Genomic DNA, 12,610 nt, shown 5'->3' on the forward strand with positions numbered 1-12,610 from the left:
CACAGCATTGCTGACGGTTCCCGGTGCGGAAATGCGCTGTTTAGGAGCTGGAGGTGTTGGCGGGCCTGCGGCAAGCCCGATAGAAAGTTAGATGGAGATTCCGCCGTCGATCACGACGGTATGGCCGGTTATCATGCGGCCCGCGAAACCGAGGTAGACGATCAGTTCCGCGACTTCATCCGGGGTGCAGAGCTTCTTCAGCGGTGTTGCAGCGATTGTGCCGTCATGCCGCTCTTTCGACCACTCGATCGCCCAGGAACTGTCCACCGATCCCGGCGCCACGGCGTTGACGCGGACATCCGGGGCGAGCGACCGCGCCAGGTTTTTCGTCAGATTGATAACGGCGGCCTTGGATCCGCTATAGGCGATGGTGCTTGCCACCGAACCGAAGCCGGCGATCGAGGCCGTGTTGACGATAGCGCCCTTGCTTTCCTTCAAGGCAGATGCGGCAGCCTTGGAGCAGCGAAAGACGCTCATCAGATTGACGTTCAACAGGTTGGCCCACAGCTCCTCGGTGATCGACTCGAGATCCTGGATCGGCACGGGAAGCTTGACGCCAGGGGTGCCTGCATTGTTGACCAGCAGATCGAGATGCCCGAGATCGCTGATCGCCTTCTCGACCATCGCCTCGGCCTTGTCGGCGTCGCCCACATCGCCCGGAGCGGCGACGGGATCATAGCCTTCCTTGCGCAATGCCGCGAGCGCTTCTTCGCCGCGTGGATCATCCGGAAGGTAGTTGATCGCCACGCGGGCGCCGCCTCGGCTTAACATCCGTGCGGTCTCAAAGCCGATCCCGGATGCGCCACCCGTTACGAGCGCGGTGCGGCCTTTAAGATCAAATGAAATCATCGTGCAAATCCGATCAAATTCTAACGTTGCGTTACATGAAAGTGCTTAAGCCGCCGATATTTTGCGGCCGCAGTCAGTCGAGATGCGGTTCTCGCGCCTCAGGAAGCGTTGGGTCTGCTCTTGGGAGGGATTGTCGATCACCTGGGCTGCTGTCCCGAGTTCACAAACCTCGCCTTGATGCAGAAAGGCGACCCGGTCCGCGGATTCGCGCGCAAAGCCGATATCGTGGGTGACGACGACCATGGTCATTCCCTCCGACTTCAGCAGCCGCATGGTTTCAAGGACCTCGCCGACGAGTTCCGGATCGAGAGCCGAGGTGACTTCGTCAAACAGCATGTAGGAAGGCTCCATCGCCAGTGCCCTTGCGATGGCCAGACGCTGCTGCTGGCCGCCGGAAAGCCTGGAGGGCAATGCGTTGGCCTTGTCCCCGAGACCGACATGCTCGAGATGCTTCTGGGCAAGTTTGCGCGCCTCCGAACGACTGCGCTTTGCGACCACGCGCGGTGCCAGCGCCACATTTTCCAGGGCGGTCAGATGCGGAAAGGCATTGTATTGTTGAAAGACGATGCCGAGCTTCCGGCGCAAGGTGTTGATGTTGGTCTTCGGGTCATGGACACTGATGCCGTCGACAATGATCTCACCGCCCTGAATCGGTTCCAGACCGTTGATGCATTGCAGGAGCGTCGATTTCCCCGAGCCGCTTGCGCCGATCAGGCAAAGAAGCTCACCTTTCTCGACCGTCAGGTTGATGCCCTTGAGAACCGTCAACGGACCGAAGATCTTGCGGACGTTTTTGATCTCGATCATACGAGGACCCTTCTTTCAAGTTGGCGACTGTACTTGGAAACCGGATAGCAAATGAGGAAATAGAATAGCCCGGTCCCCAGCAGCATGAGCCAGGTTTCGTGGGTTCGGGTCATGAGCATCTGGGCGCTGCGGGTGAATTCCAGATAGCCGATGACCCCTGCCAGCGAGCTATCCTTGATCAGGCTCAGGACCAGGCCGATCCAGGACGGAAGCCCGGCACGAAAACCAAGGGGTGCCGAGATATGGAAGAGCTCCTGGAAGTAGTTCATCCCCAGGGAGCGAGCGCCCCGGCGGTATTGAAACGGCACGGATCGCAGGGCGTCGCGCGCGACTTCGGCCGTAACGGCTGCCATCCAGGCGCCGAGTGCGATGGTGCCGAACCAGAATGGCGAGGCGCTGAAGCCCATGAGCGACAGGATACTATTGGCCAGGATCAGCTGAATGACCATCGGCACGCTGCGAAGAATGTCGATGATCGGCGTCGTCAGCAGGCGGATGACGAGCGAGATCGACCGCAACCATCCAAGGACGATACCAAGGACTGTGCCGAGCAGACCCGCCGCGACGGCGATCTTGATGGTATTGATGGCGCCCAGCAGCAGGAAGTAGGCGTCGGACCAATGCAAGCCCTGATTTGCAAATTGAAACTGCATCAGGTCCTCCCGTACATGAGCTTGAAAACGAGATGCGCCGAAAGCTGCAGAGCCTTTGCGATGACGTAGTAAAATCCGGCCGTCACGATGAAGAATTCGAATGTGCGGAACGACACGGATTGCGCATATTGGGCCGCCCCCGCCAGTTCCCGCAGGCCAACGAGCATGCCGAGCGATGTGTTGAGCATTCCCCAGATACCCTGGGTGACGAAGGCGAGGAAAATGACCTGGAAGACCTGCGGGAAGACGACATGCATGAAGCTCTGGAAGCTGGTCATTCCGAGTGACCGGGCGGCGGAAAATTGCTGGCGCGGGATCGCCGCAATGCCGCCCCGGAATATCTCGGCGAGATAACCGGCATTGTTGAACGAGATCGCCGCCAGCACCGAGATGTAGCTCGATATGTTGATGCCGAGCGCGCCGAGGCCGAAATAGATCATGAAGACCTGGAAGAGCACCGGCGTGTTGCGGGAGAGCTCAACCCACGCCGTTGCTAGTCGATAGCCGAGGCCCGTTTCCCTTTGACGTGCGACCGCCATCGGCATCGCGATCAGTGTTCCGATGACGAACGACAGTATGGTGATCTGAACGGTCACCCAGGCGCCGGCCAGGAGCTGCGGCAAAGCATCCCAAACGATGGACCAGTAGAATTGATAACCAAGCATGGCAGTGTCCCAATATCCATTGGCAGGGGTCGCCTGCCAATGGAGGTTCGGTTGAACTAGAAATCGACGCCGTCAGCATGCAGCGACGGCACCGGCCCATTGCCGAAATACTGCTTGTATACTTCAGCGAAGCGCCCGCTGACGCCCTGCTGCCAGACGAACATTTTAGCCCAGTTCAGCATCTGCTGGTCATCGCGGCGCACAGCGATGGAGACCATGTCGGAAAGCGGCGCTTCTCCGGCGATGACGAACTCGGGGAACTGCCCGCTCTGCGCAAGAGCGTTGAAGACACCGAAGGAAACGAGGATGGCGTCGACCTTCCCCTGTTGCAAGGCAAGATAGGCTTCAGCATCGGTCGAATAGCCGGTGTAGGTAGCGCCTTTGTCCTTCCAGCCATTTGCCAGCTCTTTATTCAGCAACTGCTCGGGCGTGCTGCCCACCACGCCGCCGAGCTTCTTGCTGCTCAGATCCGCATAGGCCTTGATGCCGGTGTCCTTGCGCGTGACCACGCCCATCGTGTTGTTCATGTAAGGCTGCGTGAAAGCGACGGTCAGCGCGCGCTTCGGCGTCGGCGTCGTCGATGCAATCAACACGTCGATACGATTGGATACCAGCGCTGGAATGCGATCCGGCGAGGGAGTTTCGACGATCTCAGGCTCCGCTCCGAGAGCTGCGGCCATGTCCTTGCAATAGACCACGTCGAAGCCCTCCGGCTCGTTATTCGTATTGCGAAAGCCGGCGGGAGGGCTGTCCAACATAATGCCGCAGCGCAGTTTCTTGCTCTGAACAATCGTGTCGAGCGCGGACTGTGCGTAGGAATGTGCCGACAGCGTCAGGCTGAAAGCCGTAGCAATCATTGCAGTCTTGAGTATGGTGTTCTTCATGTCATTCCCCTTTTGATATTGTATATTAGCTGCTTAGTTTTCGACTTTTATAAGCCTCCGGCCCACTCCCTTTGAGGGCCGATTCCCCCGAGCTCAACCGGCTTTGCGTTGAGCTATCTCTTGAGCACCGATGTTCGCGATCGGGCCGACCGCTTGCTCGACCAGCGGAAGAACTTCCTTCTTGAAGCGGTAGATCGACTTTTGCGCCCGTTCCAACGGCATGCAGCCAAAGGAAAAGTTGCAGGTGTAGTTGGACGGATTGAGGCGCTTGATGTTGTCGACGATTTTCTCGGCGACCGTGTGCGGATCACCGACGACCATGTTGTCGGCATATTGCTCAAGCGTGAATTCGCCGGGATAGGGCTCGTTGCGGATAAATCCGGCTTGATCCAACGGCAGCTCCGGCTGGCGCAGAAAATGTGCCATGCGCCCGACGTAACGGGCACGCTCACCGGCCTCCAGCGCTTCGGCTCGACTGTCGGTGATGTTGACATACTGCATGATGGCCAGAGGCTTTGTCGCAGGATCGTCCCCGATTGATTCCCAGGCCTTGTTCAGCCCGTCGCCCATCTTGTAGAGAGCCGGCGATCCAAGCGTGCTTGCGGCGATGAAAGGGGTAGCGCCCCATTTCTTGAAGCGGCTGAGAAGCTTGGGATGGGAGGACGTCACGAAGATCGACGGTAATGGCTTTTGTTCGGTCTTGATCGCAAAGGATGTCTTGGGAACCGAGATGAATTTGCCGTTGTATTCCACCGTTCCGTTGACGAGGGCCTGCTCGATAATGTCCCAATATTCGAGAAAGATATCGACCTTGTCGTCGAGGACGACACTGTAGCGGTCGAATTCGTACTGCTGGTATCCGGTTCCCATCCCGATCACCAAACGCCCGCCTGATTGCGTATCCGCGACGGCGATCTCCTGGGCAACCCTGAGCGGGTTGTAGAGCGGAAGAACGATGACGCCAGGCCCGAGCTTGATCTTCTTTGTCCAGCCCGCGGCGTAGGAGCACATCATCAGGGGCGAGGGGGAGCTCGAATAGTTTGCGAAATGATGTTCGGCGAACCACGCAATGTCGAAATCGAGCTCTTCGGCGGTTTCGACCATTTTTCTGGTGTCACGCATGACGCCGAGTGCGCCATCGGGATGATCCCGCAACGTCATCAAGTTGAACAGACCGAGCTGCATTACAATTCTCCTGGCTATCTGTAGCGCCTAAGCGGCGTCATTCAGCAGCAATGGCGCACACGCCACGTAACCGCCGTTTTGGTAAATCAACGGATCGACGCGCTCGGCAAAGCCTGAGGCGATGGCGCGCCCGATCACGATTTGATGGGTGGAATAGGCAACGGTCTGATCGACCTCACAAAAGAGGTTGGCTTGGGCATCCGGCAGGTAGGGAATACCTTGGGCATCTTCCGCCCAGCCGCCGACCAGAAACCGTTCGCTTGGCGGCACGCCGCCGCTGAAGCGCTTCGAGATTTCGACCTGCGATTTTTGCAGAACGTTGATGCAATACCGGCCCTCCGCAAGCAGCGGATGGATGATCGACGTGCCGTTGTTGATGCACGCCAAGATCGACAGCGGCTTGAAGCACAGCGAGGTGACCGACGTCACCGTGATGCCAAAACGAACGCCTTCGTGCCGGCATGAAATGACGCAGACCGTTGCTGCGAGACGCCGCATGGATTGCCGGAAATTCTCTTCGTGCTGGTCGCTCATCAAAGCCATCTCCAATTTGATGGCTGGATGATTGCGGATTATCTACAATCTGTCAATCGTCATTTTTCCGATTGTCAGTTTGCTCGAGGTGACAAGAGTGGGATTGATAAATTGTAGATGATCTGCAATATGGCAGCTTCGATCCGCGGCGACTGGCCGTGGCAAAGCATAGGCATCTAAGTGGGAGATGGAGGCATCATGTCGTTAGATCTAGTTGGTAGGACAATCATCGTCTCGGGCGCTGCCGGCGGTGTGGGCCGCTCAGTCGTTGGTAAGCTTGCGGCTATGGGCGCGCGCGTCTGTGCAACGGATCTGACGCCCAGCGTTCTGGAGCTCGCCGCAAACTGCGCGGGCAAAGTGGTTTCGATCGTTGGCGATGTCACGAAATCGGATCATGTGAACGCCATTTATGAATTTGCGGAAAGCAAATTGGGGCCTGTCGACGGCCTTGTCAGCAATGCAGGTTTCATCATTTCGAAGTCCGTCCACGAAACCTCCGAGGACGAGTGGGACAGCGTCATGAACGCAAACGCCAAGTCCTTCTTTCTGATGGCCAAGCGAGCCCTGCCATCGATGATGGAGCGTCGCGCCGGGACGATCGTCGCGACCGGATCAATTTCCAGCGTCGTAGGACTTCCCTCGCAGGCAGCCTATTGCGCCAGCAAGGGTGCCCTGCTGCAGCTGGTTCGGCAAATGGCTGTCGACTATGCCTCCGCAGGCATCAGGATCAATGCCGTCGGTCCCGGCTCGATCAACACCCCGTTCCTGACGAAATATCTGCAAGGTCTGGAGGATCCAGCCGCCGGCGAAGCGGATATCAAATCGGCGCATCCGCTTGGACGATGGGCCGAGCCCGAAGAGATTGCGGATGCGATCGTCTATCTCTCCGGTTCCGCGAGCTCATTTGTCACCGGTCAGATTCTGATGGTTGACGGCGGATACACGGCACGGTGATCGGCGGATAGCCAAGAACCTTAAAGCCAGCCAAGAGCGGTCGCAGCGCGAAGCGCTTCGGCGCGACGGTTGCACCCCAGCTTTCTGAAAAGATTGCCGAGATGGAATTTCACCGTCACCTCGGAAATGTTGAGCGTTTGGGCGATGCGTTTGTTCGACAGTCCACCCGCGATCAGTTGCAGCATCTGCGCCTCGCGCTGCGACAGGCCGCCCTGCAATGCGCGGGCCTGTGGTGAATTCACCGAGGCAGAGAAGATCGAAAGTGCGGTTCGGACATCGGAGGAGGTTTCGATGAAGCTTCGGATGCGCCGGTTTTTCAAAAGAGGCGCCAGGAAGATCCGCTCCTCGGACAATACGCCGTTGCATCCAAGCCGGGTGGCACTTTCGAGCGCAGACAGGATATGCGCGCGCGCCGCGGCGTTGTCGCGGCGCTGGTGGGCGGCGTAACTCCGCCACAGCTGCAGCGCCACTTTTTCCCGGTTCGTAACCTGCGGGTTGGCGATAAGAGCGTCGATCTGGCGCGAGAGATAGGCGCGGGGTGTTGAGAGGCGCACGGCGTCACGTAACCACGCCATGGCATAGGAAATCTCATCGCGCCGGCTCAGGCGTGTCAGTTCCTCGGTCGCGCTTTCGACCCAGTTGCGCCCGATCCGCATGCGTACGGCTGAAAGCGTGGCCGCCGCATCGCCCCAGCGATTGACGTTCTGATAGGCGATGGCGGTGCGGATCTCCATCATCGCGTGAAACTGCAGCCCCTCCGACAGATGGATCCATAGCCCGTCCAAGAAGCCCGGCCGGATCGCCATCGGGAAGTGATCGGCGAGAACCTGCGAGGCGTAGTGAAGTGCAAACTGCATCAGGCTCGGCCATATCTCCGCGACGGCGAACTGTTCGAATTCCGTCTGGACAAAATCCAGAAGATCGCGCGGGCGCCCTGCTTCATAGGCGACGCAGGCTTCCGCCAGACGTAGCATACGGAATTCCGCTTCCGCTTCATGTGGAACCTGTTCCAGCTTGCTCCGCGCTTCCCGTGCGGCTTGCCTGGCGAACAATGCGTCGCCGCTCATCAGGCGCAGCACGATCTGATGCAGATGAATGAAGAATTCGAGCAGCGGCTGCCCACTTGGTTGGCGCAGATAGATCAGGGCGCGGGCGGCTGCGGCCTCGGCCTCGCGGAAGTTGCGGCGGCGGATCTCGAACTCGAGAAGCGCATTGTAATATGCCGCCCATTTGCCGTGGTCGCCCATCGGATAATCCGCCATGAATTCACCAAGACGGCTGATCATCGCATCGCTCGGCGTCAGGTCCTCGGTAATCATCAGATTGAGCCTGAATGTCCGGGCGGCGAAGGAAAATCGTGATCCGCGTGCCAGAACCTTCAAGGGGTCCATATAATCAGAGCCGAGATGCCGGCTCAGCAGATGGCGCACGCGTTGCAACTCGCCTTGTTTCAGAAGCGTGCGCGTGACGGCGAAGAGCACCGTCTCGTTGGTTGCGATCATCTCCTGTGAGAAGCGCAGGACAATGTCCTGAAACCTGTTCAGGCTGCTGCGGTAGATCAGGTCCCGGCCGTGAGCGCGTTCGAGGATCTGCGCCGCGTGGGCCTCGCGCCCGTGGTCGATGAGGAGCGCCATGGCCGCAAGCGATCGTCCCGCCCGCTCATATGCCGATGCGATCTCTGTCACCGCTCCCTGGGTCTCGAATGTCGCCAGGCGTTCGTGCACGGCGATGGTAAGAAGCCGCAAAAGGTCCGGATGTCTTTCCGGGTCCGCCGTCAGAAACGGCGACAGCATCTCGGTCCAGTCTCCGGTCGGGGTGGGCAAGGGGGCCTCAAGCCAGATCGATAGGGTGGTCGTCTGCCCGGGCGATAGGTGGCTGAGAAAGGTCTCTCGCAGGTAGTCGATACACAGTCTTTCATTTGAGGCGGATGCCAGAGGCAGAAAGGCGGGCCAACCCGCATATCCGTCGCGCATGAGGCTTGCCTGCTCTGAAGGCAGCGCGCGCAATTCGTCCTCGGTTAAAGTCAGGTCGGTCGCACCGAATGTTGCGGAGCGGCGGTAGAGGATCTGCCGCGCCAACCCACTGATGCGCTGATCCGGACGGCATGCGATCACGACGGATTGGGCAGCGTCCAGAACCTGAGCGGAAAGCCGTGCCGATCGCGTGGAGACCGGCACATCCCAGAAAAGCCATCCGTCCTCGACGTCATCCAGCCGAGGCTGCTGCAATGTGCAGACGTGCTTGCCCAACATCTCCGCAACCATGCGCAACAGGACTGTTTTTCCGGCACCGGCGGGCGCGCGCAGGAAGATCACGCCCGCGGTTTCACCGGCAATACGGCTGCAGAGATGAGGGCGCGGCAGAAATAGGCTCATGATGGTCCGATAGATCACAGTCACGCAAAAACCTATACCAATCTGCCAAGAAACTATACCTTTGTGAGATTGCCTACAGAGACGTTGAGGGAAATGTTTGTGTCCCTACGCAGCTGGTCAACAAGGCACCCCTAGCGATGCAGCAACATCCGTTGGTCGCGATCCTCACCCGGATCGGCACGTTCGTGCTGGTCATGATCGCCCTGTCCATCATGATCTTTCTGCTGGCGCGCGTCGTGCCAGGCGATCCCGCGCGTATGGCACTCGGCCCGGCAGCGACGCAGGAACAGGTCGATACGCTGCGTCTTCAGATGGGCCTCGATCAGCCGATGGTGCTGCAATATCTCGACTATGTGCGCAACGCCCTGCACGGCGATCTCGGAATGTCGCTCGTTTCGCAGCGTCCGGTCACGACAGACCTCGCCCAGACTGTTCCGGCAACCGTGGAGCTGGTGCTTGTCTCCGTGATCTTCATGTTTGTGGTCGCCATTCCGCTGGGTGTCATCACCGCGCATTACCGCGATCGCGCCTGGGATCATATCGGGCGGGTCCTGTCCCTGACGGGCGTGACGATTCCAAGTTTTCTGTTTGCGATCAGCCTGCAACTGCTGGCGGCGCGCTACCTTCCCGGTTGGCCGATCATCGGCAGGATCGATCATGCGTTGAACTGGCAAGGCGGTCCCACGGGTTTCCTGTTGCTTGACGGGCTGCTGGCGGGACGTTTCGATGTCATGCTGAACGCGCTGCAACACCTGGTGCTGCCGGCCTTCGCGCTCTCCATGGCGGGTATCGGGCAGATCACCCGGATCACCCGGTCCTCGATGATCGAGAACCAGCGCAAGGATCACGTCCTGACGCTGCAAAGCTTCGGCGTGCCGGAACGCGTCATCATCTTTCGCTATTTGCTCAAGCTCTCCTCCATTGCGCCGCTGACGATCATGGGCCTCGAATTCGCATCGCTGATCGGCAATGCCTTCGTCATCGAAATGGTTTTCGCCTGGGGTGGCTTTGCCTCCTATGGGCTGACCGCGATCCTGCAGAAGGATCTCAATGCCATCACCGCCGTGGTGCTGGTGGCCGGGCTGTTTTTCATCGTTGCGAACCTGATCGTTGACGTCCTGATCTCGATCATTGATCCGCGCCTGCGCCGCAAGGAGGCACGCTGATGGCCGATATGAATATGCTCGACGCTTCCGATCGGGGACTGAGCGACGGTTACATGATGTGGTATCGCTTCAGCCGCAATCCGGCTGCGGTGATCGGCACGTTGATGCTGATTTCGGTCGTCATACTGGCGGTTTTCGCGCCGTGGCTGACGCCCTATCCGAAGCATGTGGGTGCGGTCGTCGATTTCCGTGCGCGGCATATGCCGCCGGACCTGACGCATTGGTTCGGCACGGACAAGGCGGGCCGCGATATCTTCTCGCGGACGGTCTTTGGCCTGCGCGTCTCGCTTCTTCTCGTGATCGGCGTGCTTGGTATTTCGGTGCCGGTGGGCACGGTACTCGGCCTGATCGCGGGCTATTTCGGCAGCTGGGTCGAGAAGATCATCACCGGGCTAACAAATGTGATGTTGGCGATGCCGCCTCTCGTGATGGCGCTTGCCGTGTCGAACCTGCTCGAGCCAACGCTGATGAACGCGATGATCGCAATCACGCTTCTGTGGTGGACCTGGCACGCGCGGCTGATCTATTCGGTCTCCAAATCGGTTGCCTCCGAGGACTTCATCGAGGCCGCCCGGCTTGCCGGCGCCGGTCCGATGCACATCCTGTTTCGCGAGATCCTGCCGAATTGCGTCGCGGTGATTTCGGTGAAGACGACGCTGGATGCGGCCTTCGTGATCCTGTTCGGCGCGACGCTCAGCTTCCTCGGTTTCGGCGTCAAGCCACCGACACCCGACCTTGGCTCCATGGTCGCCGACGGGCGGCAGTTCATGCCCGATTACTGGTGGGAGGTGCTCTGCCCAGGCGCGGCCGTATTTTACGTGACGCTCGGGTTCAACCTCCTCGGCGACGGCTTGCGCGACATGTTCGATGTGGAGAGCTGAGCCCATGGCCGAACCGCTTCTGAAGGTCGAGGCCCTTAATGTCTCTTTCACGACCTACGGCCGCACCCGGCGGGTGCTGCGCGATGTGGGCTTCACCGTGGCCGCCGGAGAGCGCGTCGCGCTGATCGGCGAAACCGGATCGGGCAAGTCGGTGACGGCGAAGGCGATCATCGGCACTCTGCCGAAGAATGCGACGATCGGCTCGGGCACGATCGCGGTTGCGGGGCGTAACGTACTCACCATGCCTCGAACCGAGCGCGAAGCGCTAAAGGGCACGGCTTTCTCGCTGATCATGCAGGACCCGCTTTCGTCGTTCAATCCCGTGTTCAAGATCGGCACGCATCTCGATGACGTCATGCGCTTTGCAGACAAGCGCGATGGCGTGGTCTCGTCCAGGGCGGATCGCCGCCGGCGCATTGCGGCGGTGCTGCGTCGGGTTCAACTTGCTGATGTCGAGCGCGTGATGAACGCCTATCCGTCGGAACTGTCGGGCGGTATGCGTCAGCGCGTGCTGATCGGGCTTGCGCTGCTGCATCAGCCGACGCTCTTGATCGCCGACGAACCCGGCACGGCGCTCGACGTGACGACACAGGACGAGATCCTGAACCTTATCAACCAGCTGGTCGTCGAAGAGAACATGGCTCTCCTGATGATCACTCATAATCTCGGCGTCGTGCGCAAGGTCGCGGACCGGGTCGTGGTCATGCATCATGGTGATATCATCGAGGCCGGTCCTTGCACCGAGATTCTGCACAGGCCGAAGCAGCCCTATACCAAGGCGCTCCTCGAGGCGGTGCCGCCGCTTTATGGCCGGCGCGTCACCGACCTGCCGCAAAGCGATCGCGCTCCCATCGTCAAGGTCGAGGCATTGAACAAGGTCTATGGCAGGCGGCCCGGCTTCCATGCCGTGCGCGACGTGAACCTGACATTACGTAAGGGCGAGATTTTCGGACTTGCCGGCGAGTCCGGTTCGGGCAAAACCTCGGTGGCTCGCATCATCATGGGCCTGTCGCGCCCGACCTCGGGAAGCGTCACCATTGATGCCCCCGCGCCGGGGCATGGCAAGCGACTGACCCAGATCGTCTATCAGAACCCCGGCACCTCGCTGAACCCGAAGCGAACGGTGAAGCAAACGCTTGCCCTGCCGCTGAAATCCATCGGCATGGATGGGCCGACGCGGGAGGCGCGAATGAGCGAGCTGATGGATCTCGTCCGTCTGCCGCAATCCTATCTTGCGAAGTATCCGCACGAACTTTCAGGCGGCCAGAAGCAGCGCGTGGCCATCGCCCGTGCGCTTGCGGCCGAGCCGAAGATCCTGATCCTGGACGAGCCCACCGCCGCCCTTGATGTCTCGGTGCAGAAGACGGTGATCGAACTGCTCCTGCAATTGCGCCGGGATCTCGGTCTCACCTACCTGATGATCTCGCATGATCTTTCGCTGATGCGGAATTTCTGCTCGCGCATTGCGATCATGCTGCGTGGCGAGATCGTCGAAGAGGGGCCGACGCCCGAGGTCTTTGCTGAGCCCAACCATCCCTACACCCGCGCGTTGATCGCCGCGATCCCCGTCGTCACCGACGAGGAGGAGCGCCTGAAACCCGTCGTGACCCAGGAAGAGCGCATGCGCTTCCTCGTGAAAACCATAGATTGATCGAAG

Annotated in this window: 12 protein-coding genes; 4 read left to right on the plus strand and 8 right to left on the minus strand. The window is 59.7% G+C overall.

Annotated features, from left to right (window positions below; translation table 11 throughout):
* Positions 1–87: 87 nt before the first annotated feature.
* The 7 genes from PMI03_RS01460 to PMI03_RS01490 all read right to left on the minus strand — a co-directional run bounded on the left by PMI03_RS01460 (position 88) and on the right by PMI03_RS01490 (position 5,577).
* Positions 88–849, minus strand: a complete 762-nt coding sequence (locus tag PMI03_RS01460) for an SDR family NAD(P)-dependent oxidoreductase (RefSeq protein ID WP_007689154.1) — start codon at positions 847–849, stop codon at positions 88–90.
* Between the two features lie 45 nt (positions 850–894).
* Positions 895–1,656, minus strand: a complete 762-nt coding sequence (locus tag PMI03_RS01465; RefSeq protein WP_007689156.1) for an amino acid ABC transporter ATP-binding protein — start codon at positions 1,654–1,656, stop codon at positions 895–897.
* Positions 1,653–2,309, minus strand: coding sequence for an amino acid ABC transporter permease (locus PMI03_RS01470; protein ID WP_007689157.1), 657 nt, complete (start codon positions 2,307–2,309; stop codon positions 1,653–1,655). Before PMI03_RS01470 ends, PMI03_RS01465 begins: the two co-directional genes overlap by 4 nt.
* Entirely contained in the window at positions 2,309–2,974 is a 666-nt protein-coding gene (locus tag PMI03_RS01475) for an amino acid ABC transporter permease (protein ID WP_007689158.1), read from the minus strand. Before PMI03_RS01475 ends, PMI03_RS01470 begins: the two co-directional genes overlap by 1 nt.
* A gap of 56 nt (positions 2,975–3,030) precedes the next feature.
* Positions 3,031–3,858 carry a transporter substrate-binding domain-containing protein gene (locus PMI03_RS01480; protein ID WP_007689159.1) on the minus strand — a complete coding sequence of 276 codons (828 nt, stop codon included), beginning with the start codon at positions 3,856–3,858 and terminating at the stop codon, positions 3,031–3,033.
* A gap of 93 nt (positions 3,859–3,951) precedes the next feature.
* A complete protein-coding gene (locus PMI03_RS01485; RefSeq protein WP_007689160.1) occupies positions 3,952–5,043 on the minus strand; it encodes an LLM class flavin-dependent oxidoreductase in 1,092 nt (363 codons plus the stop codon).
* A 27-nt stretch (positions 5,044–5,070) separates the two neighbouring features.
* Positions 5,071–5,577 (minus strand): flavin reductase family protein, encoded by a 507-nt coding sequence (locus PMI03_RS01490; RefSeq protein WP_007689161.1) that lies wholly within the window; start codon positions 5,575–5,577, stop codon positions 5,071–5,073.
* A gap of 198 nt (positions 5,578–5,775) precedes the next feature.
* Here PMI03_RS01490 and PMI03_RS01495 point away from each other — a divergent pair, with 198 nt between their 5' ends.
* Positions 5,776–6,531, plus strand: coding sequence for an SDR family NAD(P)-dependent oxidoreductase (locus PMI03_RS01495; RefSeq protein WP_007689162.1), 756 nt, complete (start codon positions 5,776–5,778; stop codon positions 6,529–6,531).
* 20 nt (positions 6,532–6,551) lie between these two features.
* Here the strand turns inward: PMI03_RS01495 and PMI03_RS01500 are convergent, their stop codons facing one another.
* Positions 6,552–8,906, minus strand: a complete 2,355-nt coding sequence (locus PMI03_RS01500) for a LuxR C-terminal-related transcriptional regulator (protein WP_007689163.1) — start codon at positions 8,904–8,906, stop codon at positions 6,552–6,554.
* Between the two features lie 137 nt (positions 8,907–9,043).
* Here PMI03_RS01500 and PMI03_RS01505 point away from each other — a divergent pair, with 137 nt between their 5' ends.
* The 3 genes from PMI03_RS01505 to PMI03_RS01515 are packed head-to-tail and all read left to right on the plus strand — an operon-like array spanning position 9,044 to position 12,604.
* Positions 9,044–10,072: an ABC transporter permease gene (locus PMI03_RS01505; protein ID WP_007689164.1), complete on the plus strand. Its 1,029-nt coding sequence runs from the start codon at positions 9,044–9,046 to the stop codon at positions 10,070–10,072.
* A complete protein-coding gene (locus tag PMI03_RS01510; RefSeq protein ID WP_007689165.1) occupies positions 10,072–10,953 on the plus strand; it encodes an ABC transporter permease in 882 nt (293 codons plus the stop codon). Before PMI03_RS01505 ends, PMI03_RS01510 begins: the two co-directional genes overlap by 1 nt.
* Before the next feature lie 4 nt (positions 10,954–10,957).
* The gene (locus PMI03_RS01515; RefSeq protein ID WP_007689166.1) at positions 10,958–12,604 is read left to right on the plus strand and encodes an ABC transporter ATP-binding protein; all 1,647 of its coding nucleotides are present in this window, start codon (positions 10,958–10,960) and stop codon (positions 12,602–12,604) included.
* Positions 12,605–12,610 lie beyond the last annotated feature (6 nt).

Source organism: Rhizobium sp. AP16, from assembly GCF_000281735.1.
GTDB lineage: Bacteria > Pseudomonadota > Alphaproteobacteria > Rhizobiales > Rhizobiaceae > Rhizobium > Rhizobium rhizogenes.

What these genes read in the sequence shown, in the direction of transcription:
- PMI03_RS01460 (WP_007689154.1), bottom strand. Translation starts at nt 849, where the DNA reads ATGATTTCATTTGATCTTAAAGGCCGCACCGCGCTCGTAACGGGTGGC.
- PMI03_RS01515 (WP_007689166.1), top strand. Translation starts at nt 10,958, where the DNA reads ATGGCCGAACCGCTTCTGAAGGTCGAGGCCCTTAATGTCTCTTTCACG.
- PMI03_RS01505 (WP_007689164.1), top strand. Translation starts at nt 9,044, where the DNA reads ATGCAGCAACATCCGTTGGTCGCGATCCTCACCCGGATCGGCACGTTC.
- PMI03_RS01470 (WP_007689157.1), bottom strand. Translation starts at nt 2,309, where the DNA reads ATGCAGTTTCAATTTGCAAATCAGGGCTTGCATTGGTCCGACGCCTAC.
- PMI03_RS01500 (WP_007689163.1), bottom strand. Translation starts at nt 8,906, where the DNA reads ATGAGCCTATTTCTGCCGCGCCCTCATCTCTGCAGCCGTATTGCCGGT.
- PMI03_RS01510 (WP_007689165.1), top strand. Translation starts at nt 10,072, where the DNA reads ATGGCCGATATGAATATGCTCGACGCTTCCGATCGGGGACTGAGCGAC.
- PMI03_RS01465 (WP_007689156.1), bottom strand. Translation starts at nt 1,656, where the DNA reads ATGATCGAGATCAAAAACGTCCGCAAGATCTTCGGTCCGTTGACGGTT.
- PMI03_RS01490 (WP_007689161.1), bottom strand. Translation starts at nt 5,577, where the DNA reads ATGAGCGACCAGCACGAAGAGAATTTCCGGCAATCCATGCGGCGTCTC.
- PMI03_RS01480 (WP_007689159.1), bottom strand. Translation starts at nt 3,858, where the DNA reads ATGAAGAACACCATACTCAAGACTGCAATGATTGCTACGGCTTTCAGC.
- PMI03_RS01495 (WP_007689162.1), top strand. Translation starts at nt 5,776, where the DNA reads ATGTCGTTAGATCTAGTTGGTAGGACAATCATCGTCTCGGGCGCTGCC.
- PMI03_RS01475 (WP_007689158.1), bottom strand. Translation starts at nt 2,974, where the DNA reads ATGCTTGGTTATCAATTCTACTGGTCCATCGTTTGGGATGCTTTGCCG.
- PMI03_RS01485 (WP_007689160.1), bottom strand. Translation starts at nt 5,043, where the DNA reads ATGCAGCTCGGTCTGTTCAACTTGATGACGTTGCGGGATCATCCCGAT.